Source organism: Streptomyces sp. NBC_00258 (genome assembly GCF_036182465.1).
In the GTDB taxonomy this organism is placed as follows: Bacteria; Actinomycetota; Actinomycetes; order Streptomycetales; family Streptomycetaceae; genus Streptomyces.
The window spans coordinates 9,084,693-9,108,615 of sequence record NZ_CP108081.1 but is presented as its reverse complement, the minus strand read 5'-3'; the positions used below and the strand labels follow the sequence as shown (position 1 = coordinate 9,108,615).

Annotated in this window: 20 protein-coding genes and 1 riboswitch; of the genes, 13 read left to right on the top strand and 7 right to left on the bottom strand. The window is 71.5% G+C overall.

What is annotated here, in order from left to right:
• Positions 1-31 precede the first annotated feature (31 nt).
• Positions 32-748 carry a nucleopolyhedrovirus P10 family protein gene (locus OG718_RS40565; RefSeq protein WP_328846542.1) on the top strand — a complete coding sequence of 239 codons (717 nt, stop codon included), beginning with the start codon at positions 32-34 and terminating at the stop codon, positions 746-748.
• Positions 749-826: 78 nt separating this feature from the next.
• Here OG718_RS40565 and OG718_RS40560 read toward each other — a convergent pair whose 3' ends face one another.
• The 4 genes from OG718_RS40560 to OG718_RS40545 form a co-directional block, all read right to left on the bottom strand.
• Positions 827-1,618, bottom strand: a complete 792-nt coding sequence (locus OG718_RS40560; protein WP_328846541.1) for an enoyl-CoA hydratase/isomerase family protein — start codon at positions 1,616-1,618, stop codon at positions 827-829.
• Between the two features lie 132 nt (positions 1,619-1,750).
• On the bottom strand, positions 1,751-1,972 hold the full coding sequence (locus tag OG718_RS40555; RefSeq protein WP_006123601.1) for a helix-turn-helix domain-containing protein: 222 nt from the start codon (positions 1,970-1,972) through the stop codon (positions 1,751-1,753).
• 373 nt (positions 1,973-2,345) lie between these two features.
• Complete coding sequence (locus OG718_RS40550) at positions 2,346-3,944, bottom strand: ABC-F family ATP-binding cassette domain-containing protein (protein WP_143637079.1); 1,599 nt, start codon at positions 3,942-3,944, stop codon at positions 2,346-2,348.
• Positions 3,945-4,035: 91 nt separating this feature from the next.
• Positions 4,036-4,320 (bottom strand): hypothetical protein, encoded by a 285-nt coding sequence (locus tag OG718_RS40545; RefSeq protein ID WP_328846540.1) that lies wholly within the window; start codon positions 4,318-4,320, stop codon positions 4,036-4,038.
• 204 nt (positions 4,321-4,524) lie between these two features.
• Here OG718_RS40545 and ypfJ point away from each other — a divergent pair, with 204 nt between their 5' ends.
• Positions 4,525-5,415 (top strand): KPN_02809 family neutral zinc metallopeptidase, encoded by an 891-nt coding sequence (gene ypfJ / locus OG718_RS40540; protein WP_328846539.1) that lies wholly within the window; start codon positions 4,525-4,527, stop codon positions 5,413-5,415.
• A gap of 180 nt (positions 5,416-5,595) precedes the next feature.
• Positions 5,596-6,009 (top strand): VOC family protein, encoded by a 414-nt coding sequence (locus OG718_RS40535; RefSeq protein WP_143637085.1) that lies wholly within the window; start codon positions 5,596-5,598, stop codon positions 6,007-6,009.
• A 103-nt stretch (positions 6,010-6,112) separates the two neighbouring features.
• Here OG718_RS40535 and OG718_RS40530 read toward each other — a convergent pair whose 3' ends face one another.
• From OG718_RS40530 to OG718_RS40520, 3 genes are all read right to left on the bottom strand, one after another.
• Positions 6,113-7,528: a hypothetical protein gene (locus OG718_RS40530; RefSeq protein ID WP_186001169.1), complete on the bottom strand. Its 1,416-nt coding sequence runs from the start codon at positions 7,526-7,528 to the stop codon at positions 6,113-6,115.
• A 242-nt stretch (positions 7,529-7,770) separates the two neighbouring features.
• On the bottom strand, positions 7,771-8,907 hold the full coding sequence (locus tag OG718_RS40525) for an alpha/beta hydrolase (protein WP_143637088.1): 1,137 nt from the start codon (positions 8,905-8,907) through the stop codon (positions 7,771-7,773).
• A 350-nt stretch (positions 8,908-9,257) separates the two neighbouring features.
• Complete coding sequence (locus tag OG718_RS40520; protein ID WP_328846538.1) at positions 9,258-9,968, bottom strand: class II aldolase/adducin family protein; 711 nt, start codon at positions 9,966-9,968, stop codon at positions 9,258-9,260.
• Positions 9,969-10,164: 196 nt separating this feature from the next.
• On the opposite strand from OG718_RS40520, the gene OG718_RS40515 reads away from it, so the two are divergent.
• The 10 genes from OG718_RS40515 (at position 10,165) to cobI (ending at position 23,905) form a co-directional block, all read left to right on the top strand.
• Positions 10,165-10,914: a lysozyme gene (locus OG718_RS40515; RefSeq protein WP_328846537.1), complete on the top strand. Its 750-nt coding sequence runs from the start codon at positions 10,165-10,167 to the stop codon at positions 10,912-10,914.
• Positions 10,915-11,082: 168 nt separating this feature from the next.
• Positions 11,083-12,324: an inorganic phosphate transporter gene (locus tag OG718_RS40510; RefSeq protein ID WP_328846536.1), complete on the top strand. Its 1,242-nt coding sequence runs from the start codon at positions 11,083-11,085 to the stop codon at positions 12,322-12,324.
• A 12-nt stretch (positions 12,325-12,336) separates the two neighbouring features.
• Positions 12,337-12,558, top strand: coding sequence for a hypothetical protein (locus tag OG718_RS40505; protein WP_143637099.1), 222 nt, complete (start codon positions 12,337-12,339; stop codon positions 12,556-12,558).
• 122 nt (positions 12,559-12,680) lie between these two features.
• Positions 12,681-12,824: riboswitch (cobalamin riboswitch) on the top strand.
• 98 nt (positions 12,825-12,922) lie between these two features.
• Entirely contained in the window at positions 12,923-13,879 is a 957-nt protein-coding gene (locus OG718_RS40500; protein WP_328846535.1) for a cobalamin biosynthesis protein, read from the top strand.
• Positions 13,876-15,408, top strand: a complete 1,533-nt coding sequence (locus OG718_RS40495; RefSeq protein ID WP_328846534.1) for a cobyric acid synthase — start codon at positions 13,876-13,878, stop codon at positions 15,406-15,408. The genes OG718_RS40500 and OG718_RS40495 overlap by 4 nt, the downstream gene beginning before the upstream one ends.
• Positions 15,405-19,061 carry a cobaltochelatase subunit CobN gene (gene cobN, locus OG718_RS40490; protein WP_328846533.1) on the top strand — a complete coding sequence of 1,219 codons (3,657 nt, stop codon included), beginning with the start codon at positions 15,405-15,407 and terminating at the stop codon, positions 19,059-19,061. The genes OG718_RS40495 and cobN overlap by 4 nt, the downstream gene beginning before the upstream one ends.
• Positions 19,058-21,121, top strand: a complete 2,064-nt coding sequence (locus OG718_RS40485; protein WP_328846532.1) for a putative cobaltochelatase — start codon at positions 19,058-19,060, stop codon at positions 21,119-21,121. The genes cobN and OG718_RS40485 overlap by 4 nt, the downstream gene beginning before the upstream one ends.
• Positions 21,121-21,720, top strand: a complete 600-nt coding sequence (gene cobO / locus OG718_RS40480; RefSeq protein ID WP_306940678.1) for a cob(I)yrinic acid a,c-diamide adenosyltransferase — start codon at positions 21,121-21,123, stop codon at positions 21,718-21,720. Before OG718_RS40485 ends, cobO begins: the two co-directional genes overlap by 1 nt.
• Positions 21,717-23,171, top strand: a complete 1,455-nt coding sequence (locus OG718_RS40475; protein ID WP_328846531.1) for a cobyrinate a,c-diamide synthase — start codon at positions 21,717-21,719, stop codon at positions 23,169-23,171. Before cobO ends, OG718_RS40475 begins: the two co-directional genes overlap by 4 nt.
• The gene (gene cobI, locus OG718_RS40470; protein WP_143637119.1) at positions 23,153-23,905 is read left to right on the top strand and encodes a precorrin-2 C(20)-methyltransferase; all 753 of its coding nucleotides are present in this window, start codon (positions 23,153-23,155) and stop codon (positions 23,903-23,905) included. Before OG718_RS40475 ends, cobI begins: the two co-directional genes overlap by 19 nt.
• The last annotated feature ends 18 nt before the right edge of the window (positions 23,906-23,923 follow it).

The window sequence follows — 23,923 nt, the reverse complement described above, 5'->3', positions numbered from 1 at the left end:
TCGCGCGCCGGGGATGCGGCAGGCTGGAGCAATGACGGCGGACCGATGGACCCAGGCGGTCAGAATTCAGCTCGGCCTCGGAAGACTGCTGCCCCTCGGGGGCCCGCACGACGGCGCATGGATCACTGAGGCGGCGGCCACCGCGGTACTGCGGCGCGCGGCCCGCGACGTGCCGGGCGTACGCCTCACCGCCGTACGCCTCTCCCTCGCCGCCCCCGACAGCGCCCCCGAGCCGGCCGTCCCTCCACCGCCGAGCGCACTGCCTCCGGGCCCTCTGCGCATCACGGCGGAATTCGCGGCCACACCCGCGGAGCCTCTCCCGGCGACCGCGTCCCGTCTGCGGACGACTCTCGCCGCGACGGCGACGGGCGTACTCGGCCTGAAGGTCACGGAGGTGGACCTACAGGTGACGGGGTTGCTGGGGCCGGAGGAGGACACGGGCACGGCGGACGAGGACGAGTCCGACGGACGCTCCGGGAAGCCCGATCTCCGGCTGGACGCCGACGAGTCCCGCGTGGCCACGGCCGTACGGTCCGTCCCCGGCGTCACCTGCCTGACCTCGGTCCACATCGCACCCCGCTCCGGCACCGCGTCCCTCCCCCGCCGCCATGTCCGCGTGGAGTTCGGGACGGGGGCGTCCGCACGCGCGCTGGACGTGGCGAGAGAAGTCCGTACGAGGGTCACCGAGGCACTGCCCGATCACCCATCGGTGGCGGCACTGGTAACAGCGGTACAACCAGGCACTTAGGGGCGCGGGGCTGTGCCACTGTGCGGCTCCGCCGCGGGGCGCGACAAGCCCTCACGCACCCGCACAGAACGATCGACCTCAGTCACCCACACCCGCAAGATCCCGAAGCCGTCGCCCCTGAGCGGCCCGCTCGGCAACCCGCTGATCCTCGTACGTACGACCCACGGCCCCCTGCAACAGGGCCTTGGTCTCGATCAGCGCGTCCCGAGGCGCGGCAAGAAGCGCCCCGGCCAGATCACGCGCGGCATCGTCGAGCTGGTCGGCAGGCACGGCGATACTCGCGAGCCCGGTCCGCTGTGCCTCCTCGGCCGACACGAACCGCCCTGTCGCGCAGATCTCCAGCGCCCGCGCGTACCCGACGAGCCCCACCAGCGGATGCGTACCCGTCAGGTCGGGCACGAGTCCGAGGCTGGTCTCGCGCATGGCGAACTGCACGTCGTCCGCGACGACGCGCAGGTCACAGGCGAGTGCGAGCTGGAAGCCCGCCCCGATGGCATGCCCTTGCACGGCGGCGATGGACACGATGTCGCTCCGTCGCCACCAGGTGAAACCCTCCTGGTATTCGGCGATGGCAGCATCGAGCTCGGCGTCGGAACGACGCGCGAGATCGATGAAGGACGGCTCGCCGTCGAACCCCTCGGGCGTGAACGCCTGCCGGTCGAGCCCCGCGGAGAAGGACTTGCCTTCCGCGCGCAGCAGGACGACACGGACGGTGCCCGGCAGCAACTGCCCCGCCTCGGCCAGTGCCCGCCACAGAGCTGGGCTCTGCGCGTTGCGCTTGGCCGGGTTGGTCAGCGTCACCGTGGCGATCGCGTCGTCGACGGTGAGCCGTACGCCGTCCTTGTCGAGCAGCGGGTCGAACGAAGCCATGGGGCGCCTCCGATGTGTGCGGTCAGAGCGGGTGCCGTAGGAGCACACCCTTAAGTGACTGCACAGTAACCACCCGGGCGGTCAATCGACCGACCGGGTGGCCACCATCGGAGAACGAGGAGCCGCCCGGCGTCAGGCCGACGCGGCCTTCTTGCCCCGCGTCGCTCCGCCACGCCCACGGAGCGTGACGCCCGACTCACTGAGCATCCGGTGTACGAAGCCATACGAGCGGCCGGTCTCCTCGGCCAGCGCCCGGATGCTCGCACCGGAGTCGTACTTCTTCTTCAGGTCTGCCGCGAGCTTGTCGCGCGCGGCGCCGGTTACCCGGCTGCCCTTCTTCAGAGTCTCGGCCACCCGTGCCTCCTCATGGGAAGTGCGCTCTGGACTTCTCATGATCACCCCTCAAGAGCTTCCTGGCCACCCATTCGGCAAGGTCCGTGCGACAAGCTTTGGGTCATGGAAGCCCGTCACCATGAGCGGAATACGGAATTCCGCCCGCGCCTGTCCGTACGGCCGAACGGGTTCATCGACGAAGTGCCAGGTCAGCGACGCGCGACGGCCGGACCCTTGGGAATGCAGGGCCCGGCCGGAAAATCGATGTAGGACACACCTCGGTACGAGGAGATCTCACACAGATGATGGATCACGGATAAGCCGAATGATCCATACGCAGTGGATCAGTGGTTCGATCAAGCACCGATGACCGCTTCGGTGGGCCGTGCCGGGCTCAGGCGAGGGCCACCAGATCCGCGTAGTCGGACCCCCAGAGGTCCTCGACGCCGTCCGGCAGCAGGATGATCCGCTCCGGCTGGAGCGCCTCGACGGCGCCCTCGTCGTGGGTGACGAGGACGACGGCGCCCTTGTAGGTGCGCAGAGCGCCGAGGATCTCCTCGCGGCTGGCCGGGTCGAGGTTGTTCGTCGGCTCGTCGAGGAGGAGGACGTTCGCGGACGACACCACGAGGGTGGCGAGCGCGAGGCGGGTCTTCTCGCCGCCGGAGAGGACACCGGCCGGCTTGTCCACGTCGTCGCCGGAGAACAGGAACGAGCCGAGCGTCTTGCGGACCTCGACCAGGTCCAGGTCGGGGGCCGCGGAGCGCATGTTCTCCAGGACCGTGCGGGCGGGGTCGAGGGTCTCGTGCTCCTGCGCGTAGTAGCCGAGCTTGAGGCCGTGGCCCTCTATGACCTGGCCGGTGTCGGGCTTCTCGGCGCCGCCGAGGAGCCGGAGCAGGGTCGTCTTGCCGGCGCCGTTCAGACCGAGGATGACGACGCGGGAGCCCTTGTCGATCGCCAGGTCGACGTCCGTGAAGATCTCCAGCGATCCGTACGACTTCGAGAGGCCCTCGGCCATCAGCGGGGTCTTGCCGCAGGGGGACGGCTCGGGGAAGCGCAGCTTGGCGACCTTGTCGGACTTCCGCTCGGCCTCGAGGCCCGCGAGGAGCTTGTCCGCGCGCTTGGCCATGTTCTGGGCGGCGACGGTCTTGGTGGCCTTGGCGCGCATCTTGTCGGCCTGCGAGTGGAGCGCGGAGGCCTTCTTCTCGGCGTTCTGACGCTCGCGCTTGCGGCGCTTCTCGTCGGCCTCGCGCTGCTGCTGGTAGAGCTTCCAGCCCATGTTGTAGACGTCGATCTGGGCGCGGTTGGCGTCCAGATAGAACACCTTGTTGACGACCGTCTCGACCAGGTCGACATCGTGGGAGATCACGATGAAGCCGCCGCGGTAGGTCTTCAGGTAGTCGCGCAGCCAGACGATGGAGTCGGCGTCGAGGTGGTTCGTCGGCTCGTCGAGGAGCAGGGTGTCCGCGTCCGAGAAGAGGATGCGGGCCAGCTCGATACGGCGGCGCTGACCGCCGGAGAGCGTATGGAGGGGCTGGCCGAGCACCCGGTCGGGCAGGTTGAGCGCGGCGGCGATGGTGGCGGCCTCGGCCTCGGCGGAGTATCCGCCCTTGGTGAGGAACTCCGTCTCCTGGCGCTCGTACTGTCGCATCGCCTTCTCGCGGGTGGCGCCCGAGCCGTTCGCGATGCGCTGTTCGTTCTCGCGCATCTTGCGGATCAGGGTGTCCAGGCCACGTGCGGAGAGGACGCGGTCGCTGGCCAGCATGTCGAGGTCGCCGGTGCGCGGGTCCTGCGGGAGATAGCCGACCTCGCCGGAGCGGGTGACGGTGCCGCCGGCGGGGGCGCCCTCGCCCGCGAGGACCTTGGTGAGGGTCGTCTTGCCGGCGCCGTTGCGGCCGACCAGACCGATGCGGTCGCCCTTGGTGATGCGGAAGGTCGCGGACTCGATGAGGACGCGGGCGCCGGCACGGAGCTCGACACCGGAGGCGGAAATCACGGACAGACTCCTGGGCAGGGTTGATGACGGGGTGGGCGGCTGGGATCGTTCACGCCGTCTAGTGCGCGAGGAGAATGGCCATGGGCCAAGTCTAACGGGGCGATGCAACCACTTTTTCTGCGTGCGGGTGTTCGGAAGTGTGACTCTCATTGCCCAGCGGGGTGCGGTGCGGGGTGATCCGGCCGAGGTCGTCCACCGCGATCAGCCGGGCGGTCCAGGCCCTTTCCGGACAGCGCTGCGCGACCAGGAGCACCGGTTCGCGCCGTACCCCGCCCGCGCGGGTACGAGGACGCAGCCCCTGCGGGAAGACGCGGCTCGGGCGGGTGGGAAGAACCCAGCGCAGGTCACGGTCCTCCGTGCCCCTTTCGGTGACCACGGGCCATGGACCACAGCCCGCGGAACAGGCGCAGGGCGTGGCCGTGCCGGAGGGGTCCGGCCGGGCCTGCCGTCGTGACGCGGCGGGCCGGCGGCGAGGTGTCGCCCGTTCGGCCCTCCGCCCGGCGCCGCGCCCCTGGAGCCCGGCGAGGATGGCGCCAGGAAGACGACCAGGGGGACGACGTCCGCAGAGGGTGGTGCGCCCATGCAGTTCGACGACGACGCCGATCTGGACACCTCCGAGGTGCAGGACGTGCGCGGCAGTCGGATCCCCGGCGGCAAGGCGACCGTCGGCGGTGGCGCGGCCGCTCTGATCGCACTCCTGCTGGGACTCTTCTTCGGTGTCGGCCCCGACCAGCTGGGCCTGTCCTCCGGCGACGAGGAGCCCGCGGCGACCGCGTCGTCCCTGGCCCAGGTCCAGCAGACGTGCCGTACGGGACGGGACGCGAACACCAAGGAGGACTGCCGCATCGTGGCGGTGGTCAACAGCGTCCAGGACTTCTGGGCGCAGGAGTTCGAGCGCCGCGGCGGTACGTACACGCGGTCGCCGACCGTCCTCTTCGGTGAGCGGGTCGGCACGGGGTGCGGCGCGGCGACGTCGGCGGTCGGGCCCTTCTACTGCCCCGCCGACCGGAAGGTCTATCTGGACCTGGGTTTCTTCGAGGAGCTGCGGACGAGGTTCGGCGCGAGCGGCGGACCGTTCGCGCAGGCGTACGTGGTGGCGCACGAGTACGGGCACCACGTGCAGGACCTGACGGGGACGCTGAGCCGTTCCCAGGACGGGCGGACGGGCGCGACCAGCAACGCTGTGCGGGTGGAACTGCAGGCCGACTGCTACGCGGGCGTGTGGGCGCACCACGCGACGACCACCAACGACGAGTCGACGGGCAGGCCGCTGATCACCAGCCTCACGGACGCCGACATCCGTGACGGACTGGACGCGGCGGCCGCCGTGGGCGACGACCGGATCCAGGAGCGGTACCAGGGCGGGGTGACGCCCGAGTCCTGGACGCACGGGTCGGCGAAGCAGCGGCAGCAGTGGTTCTACGAGGGCTTCCGCACCGGTGACATGGCGCGGTGCAACACCTTCCGCTGAGCGATCGAACTCTGCCGAACCTCTGCTGAATCCCTGCCGAATCCGGCCGAATCCGGCCGAATCCCTGTCGGGGCCGCCCGGATCCGGCTCGGCAGGGCGTTGTCGGTGCCGGGTGCAAGACTGTGGAGCAGGTCACATTCAGGCGATGTTCCGGCACCGGAACCAGAGGGAGTGATCGGCATGGCAGGCACGGACGGCGGGCGCCCGAGCATCTACCCGACGCTGCTGTACACGGACGCGAAGGCGGCGATCAAACAGCTCACGGAGGCCTTCGGCTTCAGCGAGGCCTCGGTGTACGAGGGCGAGGACGGCAAGATCCTGCACGCCGAGCTGGTGCAGGGCAACGGCGCGGTGATGCTCGGCTCCCGAGGCACCGGCGGCCGCTTCGACGAGGCGATGAAGGGCTCGACGCACACGGGGGTGTACGTGGTCGTGGACGACATCGACGCACACCACCAGCAGGCCGTCGCCCACGGGGCGGAGATCCTGATGCCCCCGACGGACCAGGACTACGGCTCCCGGGACTACATGGCCCGGGACATCGAGGGCAACATCTGGAGCTTCGGCACGTACGCCCCAGAGATAACGGCCTGACGCGATTGGCCCCGCCCGCGCCCCGGGCCCCGTAAGGGGCGCGGGGAACTGCGCGACCAGCCACTGCCGGCCCGCAGCCGAATCACGCGCCCCCGCGGAGCGGCTAGTTCCCCCCGGTGTGCACCTGGAACGCAGCCCGCCGCACGGCCTTGGCGAGCGCCGGGTCGGGGTGGGCGGCGGCAAGCGCGACCAGCACCTGCACGGTGCGCGGATGCCCGACCGCCCGTACCTCGTCGAGCAGCGCCGGCACGGTCGGCTGTATGGCGGACTCCAAGTGCCGTACGAGAAGCGGGGCTTCGCCGTGGTCGGCGACGGCCGCGGCCGTGTCGACCCACAGCCAGGTGGCCTCCTCGCGGGTCAGTACCTCGTGGGCGTCCTCGGGGTCGTGCCCGTCGTGCTCGGCGAGCCACAGCAGGGCGTACGGCCGCAGATGGGTCTCGTCGGACACGGAGCGGACGTCGGGCTCGGCGGGGGCTCCGACGACGCGCAGGGCCTCGAAGGCGAGTCCGCGCAGGAGGGCGTCCTCACCGCGGGCGGCGTCGAGGAGTTCGGTGACGGCGCTGCCGACGGTTCGGGCGGCGAGCCAGGCGCGGTACTCGGCGCGGGCCGCGTTCGGCCGCAGCTGGGCGCAGCCGCGGAGCATGTCCTCGGCGCCCTGCTCGATGTTCCCGGCGGGGCTCTGCGCGGCGACGCAGATCTGCTCCAGCTTGACCCAGACGGCCCAGCTGCCGAGCGGGGTGAGCGTGGCCTGGCCGTCGGCGCAGGTGAGGGCGCCCACGTCGGCGATCGCGTGCAGCGCCCAGTCGAGGAGGGGGGCCAGCGGGGTGTCCTCGGTGGGGCTCTCGACGGGCTCGGGCTGCGGACCGTAGGGGATCTCGCAGCGCTCGGTGCGCAGTTCCGTGACGCGCTGTTCGAGCAGGTCGAGGAGTTGCGGTACGGGGACGGGACCCGCGGACAGCTGGAGGAAGGAGAGGACCTGAGGCATCGCGGAGACGACCTCGGCGACGGCGGCGGGCTCGCGTCCGTCGGGGCCGGGGTGGGCGATCGACCAGGCGTCGAAGAGGGCGACCCAGCCGCGCAGCACGGCGCTGTCGTCACGGTTCCAGGCGCGCAGCCGCCAGCCGGGGCGCGCGATGCCGCCGTGCACCTCGACGAGGCCCGCGAGACGTGCGGTGTCCCAGTCCGCGCGGACCTGAGCCGGGGTCAGGGCCAGATCCGTGGCGGCCCGTTGGGCGGTCGCGTCGGAGAGTGTGCCGGTGCCCTCGGGGGTGCCGCCGGAAGCGGTGCCCTCGCGGTCCCTGGCCGGGCTCAGGACGGTGTCGGCCCAGCGGGCGACACGGGCCGCGCCGGCGAGTACGGAGCGCGCCATGCGGGCGAGTTCCGCGGGTGCCGGTGTGCCCTCCGGCGGGCGTGGTGCGGGTCGGCGCGTGGGCCTCTGGGTCATCGCTCGGGGGGCGGCGGCCAGGGTTCGCGGGCGGACGAGTCGGAGCCTGGAGTCGCGCGGGATACGGGACGTCACGGGGGCAGTCTTCCGGTTGACGGTCCGAAAACCCAAACGGAATGCCACAAGGGGCCACGGGGGCGGCCTGCGCACCGGTCCCCGCAGGCCCTCCCGGGGCGTGAACGGGCAGGTGGTACGGAGTTAAACGGAACGTCCGGGACCGGGTGGAACGGACGCCCCGGCAGCGGACGGGGAGAGGGCCGCGCCAGGAGATGAGGCCACTGGGTGAGGCGGCTGGATGAGATGGCTGGGGGACGTCGCTACATCAGAGGGGTGAGGAAGCGACGGAGGGCCTCTTCGTATCCGGCCGGGTCGGCGTTCCACATGGCGCCGTGCGGGGCGCCCCGGACCGTGTGCAGGGTGACGAGGTCGGGGCGGCGCTCCGCGAGGCGGCGAGAGGGGCCCCAGGGGGCGACCGTGTCGTCCGGACCGTGCAGGACGAGGATCGGCACCTTGAGCCGGTCGGGGTCGGCGGCGCCCTCGATGCGGTCGCCGTGCAGGCCGGTGCGGCCCTGGGCCGCGCGGACGGCCAGTGGCAGCAGGGCGCCGGGGGTGCGGCGGGCCCTGGCGAGGGCGCGCAGCGTGGTCTCCCAGCTGAGGACGGGCGAGTCGAGGACGAGGCCGGAGATCCTCTCGCGCAGCGCCGAGTGGGCCGCGGCGCGCAGGGCCATGGTGGCGCCGGTGGACCAGCCGTGCAGGACGACCCGTTCGGCGCCGTAGCGCACGGCGTAGCGGATGGCCGCGTCCAGGTCGCGCCACTCCGTCTCGCCGAGGTGGTTCAGGCCGTCGGGAGGCCGGGGCGCGCCGAGGTCGCCGCGGTAGGCGAGGTCGAGGACGGGGAACTGCTGGCGGTGCAGGAACTCCATGACGTTCATGGGGTGTTCGCGGGTGGCACCGAGGCCGTGCACGGTGATCACCCAGGTGTCGCGGGCGGCGGGCACGAACCAGGCGGGCAGGGCTCCGAGCTCGCCGGGGACGTCCACGTCGGCGTGGTCGAGGCCGAGGGCGGCGCCCGGGTTGCCGATGTGCACGCCCGGGGTGAACCACACCTTGTCCCCGGCTTCCAGGGTGCCGTGCGTGACCCGTTCCAGACGGCGTACGACCGTGTCGGCGGAGTGCGGGGCGGCGTTGAGGAGCGGGCCGACGACCGCGTGGCTGCCGTCGCCACTGAGGCCGTACACGCCCGGGCGCTGTGAGGCCAGGGCGCGGGTCAGGGTGATCTGTCCCGCCGCCGTGGAGTGCACGGTGAGGCGGGGTTCGGTGGGCAGCGGTTTGCCCGGCGGCGCCTTGAGAGCGGCGTCGCTGGCGAAGCGACCTGCCGCCACCGTGGCGGCGACGGTGGCTGCGCCGGCTATGGCGACGGTGACGGCTGCTGCCGTCGGATTCACAGTGCGCACGGGTCCAGTCTCCTGACGGAACCCGTTGTCGGCCAGTCAAATGGGGCGAATGTGGGTTCGGCACCGCCGGAATGGTGCGTATCCGCTGGGTGCGGGGGCGGCGGACCTCGACGACGCGAGCGCCGTCACACCGCAGATCGACCACGTCGGCGCCGTGGCGGCGGGGATCAGCACGGCCGCCGCACCGGGTCGGATCGGCGGGCGTACGCGGGCAGGTCGGCGGCCGTACCGGAACGGTCAGGTCGGCGGCCACACCGACTACCTTCACCCTGCACGCTCGGCCGCCTTCACCGCTCACGCCCGGCCCCCTTCACCGGCCACGCCCAGCCACCGTCACCGACCGCACCCGGTCACGGTCGCTGGCCGTATTCCTTCAATCGTTCGCCCACCTCGTTCACCTGCTCCCGGGTCAGCAGCGTGGGCGTGTGCCCGGGCAGGGACGAGGCCGTCAGCCAGACGCGGCACATCCACTCCAGCTGGGCCGTGCGGTCGTAGGCCTGGAGGAGCGAGGCTCCGTATGTGAGGGTGCCGTGGTTCTGAAGGAGACAGGCGGTGCGGTCCCGGAGGGCCCGGAGCATGTTCTCGGCCAACTTTTCCGTGCCGTAGGTGGCGTAGGGGGCCACACGGACGGGGCCGCCGAGTGCGGCGGCCATGTAGTGGATGAGCGGCAGCTCCGTGACGAGTGTCGAGACGGCCGTGGCGTGCACCGCGTGGGTGTGGACGATCGCCCGTGCGCCGGTGGCGCGGTAGACCGCCAGATGCATGGGCAGTTCGCTTGTCGGAACGAGCGAACCGAGCACCTGCCGGCCGTCGAGGGAGACCCCGCAGAGGTCCTCGGGGGCCAGCCGGTCGTACGGGACTCCGCTCGGCGTGACCAGGACGGTGTCGCCCACGCGCACCGAGACGTTGCCCGATGTGCCGACGACCAGAGCGTCGGCCGCCGTCCGACGGGCCGTCGCCACGAGTTCGCCCCACGCCCGCTCCAGCGCCTCCCGTGCCGGGGCCGCGTCCCGCTCCCCCGCGTCCCGTCCGTCTCCTGTGTCCCGCCGCTGCTCAGCCATGCCGCGATCCTGCCAGCCGCGCAGCTCAACCCCGGGGCGGGCGGGGCACTTTAGGGCTGAACCGACACATCCGAAAGGTCGCACAAGGGCATGAATCGCCTGCCGGGAGCGAATGACCGGCATGTGACGGGCTTTCAGGGATCTTCCAGTAGCCTCTGGGAGATTTTTCGTGCATGCCGCCATTCCGGGGGGAAATATGGCTCGTGATCGCAAACCGTCCCTGCAGCGCGCCCGACTCGTCGCCGCCTCCGTGGCGACGCTGGCGCTCGGTGGCACCGCTCTCGCCGAGGTGCCGGCCGCGGCGGCCGCCAGGCCCAAGGGCCACGACGTGTCCTCGCACCAGAAGAACGTCAACTGGTCGAGTGCGAAGAGCAAAGGCGCCAAGTTCGTCTATGTGAAGGCCACCGAGTCGCACACGTACCGCAATCCGTACTACAACCAGCAGTACAACGGGGCACGCGGCGCGGGCATCGTCCGCGGGGCATACCACTTCGCACTGCCGCACAAGTCCTCGGGGACGAAGCAGGCCGCGTACTTCGTGCGCAACGGCGGCGGCTGGCGGGCGGACGGCTGGACGCTGCCGCCCGCGCTGGACATCGAGTACAACCCGTACGGCAAGAAGAAGTGCTACGGCCTGAGCAAGACCAGGATGGTCAGCTGGATCAAGGCCTTCAGCGACGAGGTGAGGCGGCAGACCGGCCGACGGCCGGTGATCTACACCACCTACAACTGGTGGAAGATGTGCACGGGCAACAGCGCCGCGTTCGCCGCGAACCATCCACTCTGGCTGGCCCGCTACAGCTCGACGGCGGGGTCGCTGCCGTCCGGCTGGAACTTCTGGACCTTCTGGCAGTACGACAACGGCGGCAGCCTGCCAGGTGACCAGAATCTCTTCAACGGATCCCTGAATCAGCTCAGGGCGTTCGCAAGGGGACAGCGGGGGTAGCGGACCCCTGAATTCCGCCTCTGTTCGATGGCTCTCGCCGCCGCTCCGACACAAGCGGAGTGGCGGCACCTCTATAGGGCCACCCTGTCGCCCACCCCAGTTCATCTTCCGTTCATCCAGGTTACCTACGGTCCCTGTGCCACTGACGTCCAAGAGAAGCCTGGGTAAATGGAACACATCACGCTCCTCCTCGGAATCGTGATCGTTACCGCTCTCGTGTTCGATTTCACGAACGGTTTCCACGACACAGCCAACGCGATGGCGACGACCATCTCGACCGGTGCCCTGAAGCCCAAGACGGCGGTGGCCATGTCCGCCGTGCTGAACCTCGTCGGTGCGTTCCTCTCCGTGGAGGTCGCCAAGACGATCTCCGGCGGCATCATCAACGAAGAGGGCATCCGCACCGAAGTGATCTTCGCGGCGCTCGTCGGCGCCATTCTGTGGAATCTCCTGACCTGGCTCCTGGGTCTGCCCTCCAGCTCCTCCCACGCACTGTTCGGCGGTCTGATCGGCGCCGCGGTCATGTCGGCCGGCTGGTCGTCGGTGAACGGTTCGACCGTCGTCACCAAGGTCCTGCTTCCCGCGATCGCCGCGCCGTTGGTGGCCGGTCTCGCCGCGATGCTCGCCACCCGGCTGACGTACCGCATCAGCAACAAGGCGGGTGAGCAGGCCACCTCCAAGGGCTATCGCGCGGGTCAGATCACCTCCGCGGGCCTGGTCTCGCTGGCCCACGGCACGAACGACGCGCAGAAGACCATGGGCATCATCACGCTCGCCCTGGTCACCGGCGGTGTGATCGCGCCCGGGTCGAACCCTCCCATGTGGGTCATCGTCTCGGCCGGTATCGCCATAGCGCTCGGCACCTACCTGGGCGGCTGGCGCATCATCCGCACCATGGGCAAGGGCCTCACCGACCTCGCGCCGCCGCAGGGCTTCGCCGCCCAGACCAGTGCCGCGACGGTCATCCTGGCCTCCTCGCACCTCGGCTTCTCGCTCTCCACCACCCAGTCCTGCTCCGGCGCCGTGATGGGCTCGGGCCTCGGCCGCAAGGGCGGCGTCGTCCGCTGGTCGACCGCGACCCGTATGTTCATCGCTTGGGGCCTCACGCTGCCCGCCGCCGGTCTGGTAGGCGCGGGCGCCGAGTTCCTCACCAAGCAGGGCACCTGGGGCATCGTCCTCACCGGCGCGCTGCTGGTCGCGGGCTCGGCGGTCATCTGGGTCCTCTCCCGCCGCCAGCCGGTCACCCGCGACAACGTGAACGACGTCGAAGGCGAGCCCGCGGGCGTCGTGACCACCGCCATCGCCGCCGTCACCCCGCCGCCTGCGGGCACGGTCGCCACGGCCGACGAGTTCAAGACCACCATCCCGGGCCCGGACGCCACCGAGCCCGCCCGCCCGGCCACGGTGTAAGGAACCCACAGCATGAAGATCGACTGGGCAGCCCTCGGCTCCGTCTTCGGAGTCAGCCTCATCGTCACCGTCGCCCTCGTGGGCCTCTTCACCCTCGGCATCGTCGGCCTCTCCAAGCGCGAGTCCGCCTCCGCCCAGGGCGGCACAGCGACCCTCGCGGTCACGGGCGCGTACGCCTGCTTCGCCGCGTGCGCGGCGGCGGTGACGTACGGGATCTATCTGATCGTCGCCTGACGCGTACAGCGCCTCCGCACCTCACGACTCCGCCCCGCCGACCCCCCGGTCGGCGGGGCGGAGTCGTGTCCGTGTGTGGGCCTCAGCACACTCTCCCGTCGCAGGTCAACAGCAAGTTGACGGGTGTTCGTGGGCGTGGTGGACTGCCGGAGCCATGTACGGCGGCAGGAGAGGAAGCCGGTGCGAATCCGGCGCGGTCCCGCCACTGTTACCGGGGAATCGATCCCCCGGGAGCCAGGAACTCTCGCCGTCGGTCTCGTCGAACCAGGGCGTGGACACCCTGAGTGAGGACAAATCGCCATGCGCGGCTGCCCAAGTGCCTTTCGAGCGACGGTTGTACCCGACCTGACGGTCGGCTGAACCGATGAGTGCCGATCGCGTCTTCGCGTACGGCGCCGCCGCCGGCCTCCTCGGTGACCTGCTGCTCGGCGATCCCCGCCGGGGGCATCCGGTCGCCGCGTTCGGACGGACCGCGGGCGCCGTGGAGCGGGTGCTGTGGCGGGACCACCGGGGGTGGGGTGCGCTGCACACCGCCGTCTGCGTGGGCGGTGCCACCGGACTCGCGGCGCTCGCCGCCCGCTCCGTGCGTGCCTCGCGCGTCGCGTCCGTCGCGTTGACCGCCACCGCCACCTGGTCCGTCGTCGGCGGGACTTCGCTCGGGCGTGAGGCCCGGGCCGTCGGCGGGGCGCTCGCCGCCGGGGACGTCGAGGTGGCCCGGGAGCGGCTGCCTCATCTCTGCGGGCGGGATCCGCAGGCGCTGGACGCCGACGGGATCGCCCGGGCCGTCGTGGAGTCCGTCGCCGAGAACACCTCCGACGCCGTCGTGGGCGCCTTCGTGTGGGGTGCCGCGGCCGGTGTGCCGGGGCTCGTCGGATTCCGTGCCGTGAACACGCTCGACGCGATGGTCGGGCACAGGTCCGCCAAGTACCGGCGGTACGGGTGGGCCTCCGCGCGGCTCGACGACGTCGCGGGGTGGCCGGGAGCGCGGCTCACCGCCGTCCTCGCGGCCGTCGCGGGAACCGATCCGCGCGGGGCCGTACGCGCCTGGCGTGCCGACGCCGCCAAGCATCCGAGCCCCAACGCCGGGCCCGTCGAGGCCTCGTTCGCGGGGGCGCTCGGCGTGCGGCTGGGCGGGACGCTCTCGTACGCCGGAAGGGTCGAGCACCGGCCCGTGCTCAACGGCGAGGGGCGGGCCGTGGAGGTCGGCGACATCGAGCGGGCCGTACGGCTCTCGCGGCGCGTGGGCTGGCTCGCGCTCGGCGTGAGTGTCGCCGGGCGGCTCCTCGTCAACGGCCTTCGCACGAAGGGGCGTACGTCATGAGCCGGGGTACGAGCGGGGGCACAGGTGGGGGCCTGCTCGTCGCCGGCACCACCTCCGACGCGGGCAAGAGCGTCGTGACCGCCGGGATCTGCCGGTGGCTGGTGCGCCAGGGCGTCAAGGTCGCGCCCTTCAAGGCGCAGAACATGTCGCTCAACTCGTTCGTCACGCGGGAGGGCGCCGAGATCGGCCGGGCGCAGGCCATGCAGGCGCAGGCCGCGCGCGTGGAGCCCACCGCGCTGATGAATCCCGTGCTGCTCAAGCCCGGCAGCGACCGGAGCAGCCAGGTCGTCCTCATGGGCAGACCCGTCGGGGAGATGAGCGCCCGCGGCTATCACGGCGGCCGTCAGGAACAGCTCCTCGGGACCGTCCTGGAGTGCCTCGCCGAGTTGCGGGGCACGTATGACGCGGTGATCTGTGAGGGGGCGGGCAGTCCCGCCGAGATCAATCTGCGGCGGACGGACATCGTGAACATGGGGATCGCGCGCAACGCGCGGCTGCCCGTGCTCGTCGTCGGCGACATCGACCGCGGGGGTGTCTTCGCCTCCTTCTTCGGGACCGTCGCGCTGCTCTCGCCCGAGGACCAGGAGTTCGTCGCCGGGTTCCTCGTCAACAAGTTCCGCGGGGACGTGTCCCTGCTGGAGCCCGGCCTCGACATGCTCGAGAACCTCACCGGGCGTCGTACGTACGGGGTCCTGCCGTTCCAGCACGGTCTGGGCATCGACGAGGAGGACGGGCTGCGGATCTCGCTGAGGGGCTCGGTCCGCGAGTCCGAGGTCTCCTCCCCCGTCGGCGAGGACATCCTGCGGGTGGCCGTCTGCGCGATCCCGCTGATGTCCAACTTCACGGACGTGGACGCGCTGGCCGCCGAACCGGGCGTCGTCGTGCGGTTCGTGGACCGGGCCGAGGAACTCGTCGACGCGGACCTCGTCGTCGTGCCCGGCACCCGGGGCACGGTCAGGGCCCTGGAGTGGCTCCGGGAGCGCGGCCTCGCGGACGCCCTCGCCAGAAGGGCTGCGGAGGGGCGTCCCGTCCTCGGCATCTGCGGCGGCTTCCAGATCCTCGGCGAGCACATCGAGGACGAGGTCGAGTCGCGCGCCGGCCAGGTGGACGGGCTCGGACTCCTTCCCGTGCGGGTGCGGTTCGCGCGGGAGAAGATCCTCACGCGACCCGTCGGCGAGGCGCTCGGCGAGCCCGTCGAGGGGTACGAGATCCACCACGGGGTCGCCCAGGTCACCGGCGGGGCCCCCTTCCTGGACGGCTGCCGGGTCGGCGAGGTCTGGGGTACGCACTGGCACGGCTCGCTGGAGTCGGACGGCTTCCGCCGGGCCTTCCTTCGCGAGGTGGCGGCCGCCGCGGGGCGCCGCTTCGTACCGGCCGCCGACACGTCGTTCGGGTCGCTGCGCGAGGAGCAGCTGGACCGGCTCGGCGATCTGATCGAGGAACACGCGGACACGGACGCGCTGTGGCGGCTCATCGAGTCCGGCGCGCCGACAGGACTGCCTTTCATTCCACCGGGAGCGCCCGCATGAGCACAGTGTTGTTGTTGTCGACCGCCGACACGGATCTGCTGGCGGCGCGTGCCGCCGGCGCCGCGTACCGGATCGGCAATCCGACCCGCGTGGATGTCGCGGAGGAGCTTCCCGCGCTGGTCCGGGGCGCGGACGTCGCCGTCGTACGGCTGCTGGGCGGCAAGCGTGCCTGGGAGGACGGGCTCGCCGCGCTCAAGGCGTCCGGTATTCCGACCGTGCTGCTCGGCGGGGAGTCCGTCCCCGACGCGGAGCTGATGGCCGAGTCGTCCGTGCCCGCCGGGGTCGTCGCGGAGGCGCTGCGCTATCTCGTCGAGGGCGGCCCGGAGAACCTGGCCGAGCTGGCCCGCTTCCTCTCCGACACCGTGCTGCTGACGGGCGAGGGGTTCGAAGAGCCGCGGAAGATGCCCGAGTTCGGGGTCCACGGCGAGCGCGCGTACGTCGAGGGCCGTCCGACCGTGGGCGTGCTCTTCTACCGGGCCCACCAACTGAGCGGCAACACCGCCTTCGTGGACACCCTGTGCGACGCGATCGAGGCCCGGGGCGCCAACGCCCTTGCCGTGTACTGCGGTTCGCTGCGTGACGCCGACGCGGGCCTGTACGAGATCCTCGGCACGGCCGACGCGCTGGTCGCCACGGTCCTCGCCGCCGGTGGCACGCACGCCTCGCAGGCGTCCGCGGGCGGTGACGAGGAGGCCTGGGACATCGGCGCGCTCGCCGACCTCAACGTCCCTGTCCTGCAAGGGCTCTGCCTGACCTCGTCGCGGGCAGCCTGGGCCGGGTCGGACGCCGCCCTCTCCCCCATGGACGCGGCGATGCAGGTCGCGATCCCCGAGTTCGACGGACGCCTCATCACGGTCCCGTTCTCGTTCAAGGAACAGGGTCCGGACGACGTTCCGGTGTACGTCGCCGACCCCGAGCGGGCCGCCCGGGTCGCCGGGATCGCCGTGCGTCACGCCCGGTTGAAGCACAAGCCGAACGCGGAGAAGAAGCTCGCGCTGGTCTTCACCGCCTATCCGACCAAGCACTCCCGGGTCGGCAACGCGGTCGGCCTCGACACCCCCGCCTCGGCGGTACGGGTCCTCGACGCGCTGCGGGACGCCGGGTACGCGCTGACCGAATACCCGGACAACGGCGACGAGTTGATCCACCGGCTGATCGCGGCCGGCGGCCACGACGTCGAGTGGCTGACCGAGGAGCAGCTCGCCTCGGCCCCCGCACGCGTGCCGCTCGCCGACTACCGGGCCTGGTTCGACAAGCTCGACCCGGATCTGCGGAACGGGATGCTGGAGGCGTGGGGCGAGCCTCCGGGCAACCTGTACGTGGACGGCGACGACATCGTGCTGGCGTCCCTCCAGTTCGGGAACGTCGTCGTGATGATCCAGCCGCCGCGCGGTTTCGGCGAGAACCCGATCGCGATCTACCACGACCCGGACATGCCGCCGTCGCACCACTACATGGCGGCCTACCGCTGGCTGGACAACAGCTTCGGCGCCGACGCCGTCGTGCACATGGGCAAGCACGGCACGATGGAATGGCTGCCGGGCAAGGGACTCGGGCTCAGCGGCGGCTGCGCGCCGGACGCCGTCCTCGGTGAACTCCCGCTCGTCTACCCCTTCATCGTCAACGACCCCGGCGAGGGCACTCAGGCCAAGCGCCGCGGGCATGCCACGGTCGTCGACCACCTCGTACCGCCGATGGCGCGTGCGGACACGTACGGCGATCTGGCGAAGCTGGAGCAACTCCTCGACGAGTACGCGCTCGTGTCCGACCTGGACCCGACGAAGGCCCCGGCCGTGCGGGCCCAGATCTGGACGCTGGTCAAGGCGGCCGAGCTGCACCACGACCTGCATGTGGACGACCAGCCGGACGACGAGGCATTCGACGAGTTCGTCATGCACATCGACGGCTATCTGTGCGAGATCAAGGATGTGCAGATCCGCGACGGCCTGCACATTCTCGGTGGCGGCCCGGAGGCCGAGCCGCGCGTGAACCTCGTACTGGCCGTGCTGCGGGCCTCCCAGGTGTGGGGCGGGGCGGCGAACGCGCTGCCGGGTCTGCGGGCCTGTCTCGCCGAGCACTTCGGCCTGGTCGAGAAGGAGTTGCTGGGCGAGCCCGGCGCTCCGGTGAAGGTGCCGGTCGAGCTGACCGACCTGGTCTCGGGACCCTCGCGGTCGGCGGCCGACGCGATCGACCTCCTTGAGCAGCTGTGCCGCCGGTTCGCGGAGGGCATGGAGGAGCGCGCCTGGGAAGTCGCCGCCGTGCCCGCCCTCGTGCGCGACGTGCTGGGCGGCACCGAACTGCCCGACGCCGTCGGGGTGTTGGAGTTCGCGTGCCGTGAGGTGGTGCCGCGTCTTGCCCGTACGACGGACGAGATCGACCACATCCTCCTTGCCCTGAACGGCGGTTACGTCCCGGCGGGTCCCTCGGGTTCACCGACCCGTGGACTCGTGAACGTCCTGCCGACCGGCCGGAACTTCTACTCCGTCGACCCCAAGGCGATCCCGTCCAGGCTGAGTTGGGAGGTCGGGCAGTCGCTGGCCGACTCGCTCGTGCAGCGGTACCTCCAGGACACCGGCGACTACCCGAAGTCCGTCGGGCTCACGGTCTGGGGCACCTCCGCGATGCGCACCCAGGGCGACGACATCGCGGAGATCCTGGCGTTGCTGGGCTGCCGGCCGGTGTGGGACGACGCCTCGCGGCGCGTCACCGGCTTCGAGGTCGTCGGCCTGGAGGAGCTCGGCCGGCCGCGCATCGACGTCACGGTCCGCATCTCCGGCTTCTTCCGGGACGCGTTCCCGCACGTGGTCGGGCTGATCGACGACGCGGTACGGGCGGTGGCCGACCTGGACGAGCCCGCCGACCGGAACTATGTCCGCGCGCACGCCGACGAGGACACCGCCGAGCACGGCGACCGACGGCGCGCGACGTCCCGTATCTTCGGCTCGAAGCCGGGCGCGTACGGTGCCGGTCTCCTCCCCCTCATCGACGCGCGCAACTGGCGCTCCGACGCCGACCTCGCCGAGGTGTACGCGGTGTGGGGCGGCTACGCGTACGGGCGCGGGCTGGACGGGCGGGCGGCGCGCGGGGACATGGAGACCGCGTTCAAGCGCATCGCCGTCGCCGCCAAGAACGTCGACACCCGCGAGCACGACCTCGTCGACGCGGACGACTACTTCCAATACCACGGCGGCATGGTCGCCATGGTCAGGCATCTGACGGGCGCGAGCCCCGAGGCGTACGTCGGCGACTCCGCCACCCCCGACCAGGTCAAGACCCGCACCCTCGGCGAGGAGACCCACCGGGTCTTCCGCGCCCGCGTGGTCAACCCGCGCTGGATGGCGGCCATGCGGCGGCACGGCTACAAGGGCGCCTTCGAGATGGCGGCGACCGTCGACTACCTCTTCGGGTACGACGCCACGGCCGGGGTCGTCGACGACTGGATGTACGAGAAACTCAGCGCGGAGTACGTCTTCGACGCGGAGAACCGGGACTTCATGAAGAAGTCCAACCCCTGGGCCCTGCGCGGCATCACGGAACGGCTCCTTGAGGCGGCGGACCGCGGGCTGTGGGCCGAGCCGGACGCCGAGACGCTGGAGCGGCTGCGCGCCACGTATCTGGAGCTCGAAGGCGACTTGGAGGGCGACGACCAGTGAGTACCCCCTTTCCGTTCACGGCTGTCGTCGGGCAGGACGACCTGCGGCTCGCGCTGCTCCTGAACGCCGTGTCACCCGCGGTCGGCGGTGTGCTCGTACGCGGCGAGAAGGGCACCGCCAAGTCGACGGCCGTGCGCGCGCTCTCGGCGCTCATGCCCGAGGTGGACGTCGTCGCCGGATGCCGGTTCTCGTGTGCCCCCGCGGCTCCCGACCCCGCGTGCCCGGACGGACCGCACGAGATGGGACCGGGAGTCCAACGGCCCGCGCGCATGGTCGAGTTGCCGGTCGGCGCCTCGGAGGACCGGCTCGTGGGCGCCCTCGACATCGAGCGTGCGCTGGCCGAGGGCGTGAAGGCCTTCGAGCCGGGCCTGCTGGCCGACGCGCATCGCGGGATCCTGTACGTGGACGAGGTCAACCTCCTCCACGACCACCTGGTCGACCTGCTGTTGGACGCGGCCGCGATGGGTGCCTCGTACGTGGAGCGCGAGGGTGTCTCCGTACGGCATGCCGCGCGGTTCCTGCTGGTGGGGACGATGAACCCCGAAGAGGGCGAGTTGCGGCCGCAGTTGCTCGACCGGTTCGGGCTGACGGTCGAGGTGGCCGCCTCGCGGGAGCCCGATCAGCGGGTCGAGGTCGTGCGGCGGCGGCTCGCGTACGACGACGATCCGGACGGCTTCGCGGCACGCTGGGCCGACGAGGAGACGGCGGTTCGGGCGCGGATCGTGGCCGCGCGGAAGCTGTTGCCGTCGGTCGTGCTCGGCGACGGGGCGCTGCGGCAGATCGCGGCGACCTGCGCGGCCTTCGAGGTGGACGGCATGCGGGCCGACATCGTGATGGCCAGGACCGCCACCACCCTGGCCGCGTGGGCCGGGCGCACGGAGGTGCTGGCCGAGGACGTACGGCAGGCCGCGCTGCTCGCGCTGCCGCACCGGCGGCGGCGCAATCCCTTCGACGCGCCGGGACTCGACGAGGACAAGCTCGACGAGACGCTGGAGGAGTTCGGGAGCGGGGAGAACTCCGACGGGTCCGGGGGTTCGGACGGCTCGGACGACTCCGGCGACGAGGATCCGGATCCCGACGGTCCGGACGGGGGCGGCGGGCAGCCGCCTCAGGAAGGGCCCGACAACGGCAACGACGCTGGCAGCAGCGAGAGTTCCGGTGAGGTGCCCGCGCAGGGCGAGCCCTCCGAGAGCGGACAGGCCCCGTCGCCGGGCGCGGGTGAGCAGGCTCCCGTACGAGCCGCCGAACCCTTCCGTACGAAGGTGCTGAGCGTGCCGGGCCTCGGCGAGGGTGCCGCCGGCCGGCGGTCGCGGGCGCGGACCGAGCACGGGCGGACCACCGGGGCGCGTCGGCCCCGGGGAGCCCTCACCAAGCTGCATTTGGCCGCCACCGTGCAGGCCGCGGCCCCGCATCAGCGGGCGCGCGGCCGGTCCGGGCCGGGCCTCGTCGTGCGGCGCGACGATCTGCGGCAGGCCACACGGGAGGGGCGTGAGGGGAACCTCGTGCTGTTCGTCGTGGACGCCTCCGGTTCGATGGCGGCCCGGCAGCGGATGAGCGCGGTCAAGGGGGCGGTGCTGTCGCTGCTCCTGGACGCCTATCAGCGGCGGGACAAGGTGGGGCTCGTGACCTTCCGTGGGTCGACGGGCGAGGTCGCGCTGCCGCCCACCTCCTCGGTGGACGCTGCCGCGGTACGGCTGGAGTCGCTGCCCACCGGCGGGCGTACGCCGCTCGCCGCCGGGTTGCTGCGGGCGCACGACGTGCTGCGGGTGGAGCGGTTGCGGGATCCGGCCCGGCGGGCGCTGATGGTCGTGGTGACGGACGGGAGGGCGACGGGCGGGCCCGAGCCGGTGACGCTGGCGGGGCGGGCCGCTCGGCTGTTCGCCGCCGACGGGGTCGCCTCCGTGGTCGTCGACTGCGAGTCCGGGCCCGTGCGGCTCGGACTCGCCGGGCAGCTCGCGGGCGAACTCGGCGGTACGGCCGTGACGTTGGACGAGCTTCGGGCCGACTCGATCGCCGGGCTCGTCAGGGATGTTCAGGGCAACAGCAGGAGGGCCGCGTAATGCCGCAGGGACAGCCGAGTGTGGTGCCCGACGACGGGCTGACGACCCGCCAGCGGCGGAACCGGCCGCTCGTGGTCGTGCACACCGGGATCGGGAAGGGCAAGTCCACCGCCGCCTTCGGGCTCGCGCTGCGGGCCTGGAATCAGGGCTGGCCCATCGGGGTCTTCCAGTTCGTCAAGTCGGCGAAGTGGAAGGTCGGCGAGGAGAACGCGCTTCGCGTGCTGGGGGCCTCCGGCGAGGGCGGGGCCGTCGACTGGCACAAGATGGGCGAGGGCTGGTCGTGGGTGCAGCGCGACTCCCAGATGGACAACGAGGAGAAGGCCCGCGAGGGCTGGGAGCAGGTCAAGCGCGACCTCGCCGCCGAGACGTACAAGCTGTACGTGCTCGACGAGTTCGCCTACCCCATGCACTGGGGGTGGGTCGACGTCGACGAGGTCGTCTCCGTGCTGCGGGACCGGCCCGGGACCCAGCACGTCGTGATCACCGGGCGCAACGCTCCCGAGAAGCTCGTCGAACTCGCCGACCTCGTGACGGACATGTCCAAGGTCAAGCACCCCATGGACGCCGGTCAGAAGGGGCAGAGGGGCATCGAGTGGTGAGTTCTTCCGTCCCTCGGCTGGTCATCGCCGCGCCCTCCTCGGGCAGCGGCAAGACCACCGTCGCCACGGGGCTGATGGCCGCGTTCGCCTCGCGAGGGCTTGCCGTGTCCCCGCACAAGGTGGGGCCCGACTACATCGATCCCGGGTACCACGCGCTCGCCACCGGGCGGGTGGGGCGGAATCTCGACGCCTATCTGTGCGGGGCGGAGCTGGTCGCGCCGCTGTTCGCCCATGGGGCGCGGGGGTGCGATCTCGCTGTCGTCGAGGGTGTGATGGGGCTGTTCGACGGGGCCGCGGGGGAAGGGGAGCTGGCCTCCACCGCTCATGTGGCCAAGTTGCTGCGGGCGCCTGTGGTGCTGGTGGTGGACGCCTCTTCGCAGTCCCGGTCCGTGGCCGCGCTCGTGCATGGGTTCGCCTCCTGGGATCCCGAGGTGCGGATCGGTGGGGTGATCCTCAACAAGGTCGGGTCCGATCGGCACGAGGCGATGCTGCGGGAGGCGTTGGACGCGTCCGGGGTGCCTGTGCTCGGTGTCCTGCGGCGGGCTGAGCAGGTGAGTACGCCCTCTCGGCATCTTGGGCTGGTTCCTGTTGCCGAGCGGGGGGCTGAGGCGGTTGCCGCTGTTGCCGCGATGGCCTCGCAGGTGCGGGAGGGGTGTGACCTGGATGCGCTGTTCGCGTTGGCGCGTGGGGCCGGGGCGTTGCCCGGTGACACGTGGGATGCGGCTGAGGCCGTGGCTTTTTCGCCCCCGCCGCCCCTTCCCGTTCCCGTCCCTGGGGGCTCTGCCCCCAGACCCCCGTATCGCGCTGAACGCGCTCGTCCTCGAACGCCGGACGGGCTGAAAATTGCCGTTGCCGGTGGGGCCGCTTTCACCTTCTCCTATGCCGAGCATGCCGAGTTGCTTGCCGCTGCCGGCGCCGAGGTCGTCGTCTTTGATCCGCTTCGGGATGAGGAACTGCCCGAAGGGACACGGGGGTTGGTCATCGGGGGCGGGTTTCCCGAGGTGTACGGCCCTGAGCTTTCCGCCAACGAACCCCTCCGTAGGGCCGTTGCCTCGCTCGCCGAGCGTGGGGCGCCTGTCGCGGCCGAGTGTGCGGGGCTGCTGTATCTCTCGCGTGAGCTCGACGGCCTGCCCATGTGCGGGGTGATCGACGCGAAGGCGCGGATGGACGAGCGGCTGACGCTGGGGTATCGGGATGCCGTCGCCGTGTCCGACAGTGTGCTGGCCGAGGCCGGCAGCCGGATGCGCGGGCACGAGTTTCACCGGACCGTCGTGGAGCCCGGGGCGGGGGCCGCTCCGGCCTGGGGCGTCCGTGTGCCGGTGCGGCGGGTCGAAGGTTTCGTACAGCAGGGCGTGCATGCGAGCTATCTGCACACGCACTGGGCATCGGCGCCCGGTGTCGCCCGTCGGTTTGTGGAGAGGTGTGTCGGGTCATGGGCAACAGCAGGCTGATCGGGGTCGGGGTCGGGCCCGGGGATCCCGAGCTCGTGACCGTCAAGGGGGTCAACTGTCTTCGGGCCGCCGATGTCGTTGTCGTGCCCGTGATGGCCGCGCCCGACGGGAAGGACGGCGGCGAGCGAGGGCGCGCCGAAGCCACCGTGCTGCACTACGTGCCCGAGGAGAAGGTCGTACGCGTCGTCTTCGCGCTCAACGAGCGGTCCGACCGGGGGCGCCGCGAGGCCGCCTGGGACGCCGCCGGGGAGCGGGTGGCCGGGCTGCTGCGTACGCACGGGACCGTGGCCTTCGCGACCATCGGCGACCCGAACGTGTACTCCACCTTCACCTATCTCGCGCAGACCATCGAGCATCTCGTACCGGGAACCGTCGTCGAGACCGTGCCCGGTATCACCGCCATGCAGGATCTCGCCGCCCGGTCCGGAGCCGTGCTGACGGAGGGCACCGAGCCGCTGACGCTCGTGCCCGTCACCGCCGGGTCCGGCGCGCTCAAGGACGCGCTCAACGGGCCCGGGACCGTCGTCGCGTACAAGTTCGGGCGGCTGGCGCAGGAGGTCGCCGCGGCGCTGCGGGAGACCGGGCGGCTCGACGACGCCGTGTGGGGTTCGGCCTTGGGGCTGGAGGGCGAGTCCATCCGGCCCGCTGCCGAACTGGACGGCGCCCAACTGCCCTACCTCTCGACGCTCATCGCGCCCGCGCGGCGCGACGGCGGACGCGGCGGCAAGCTGTGACTCGCGTCAGAACAGTGA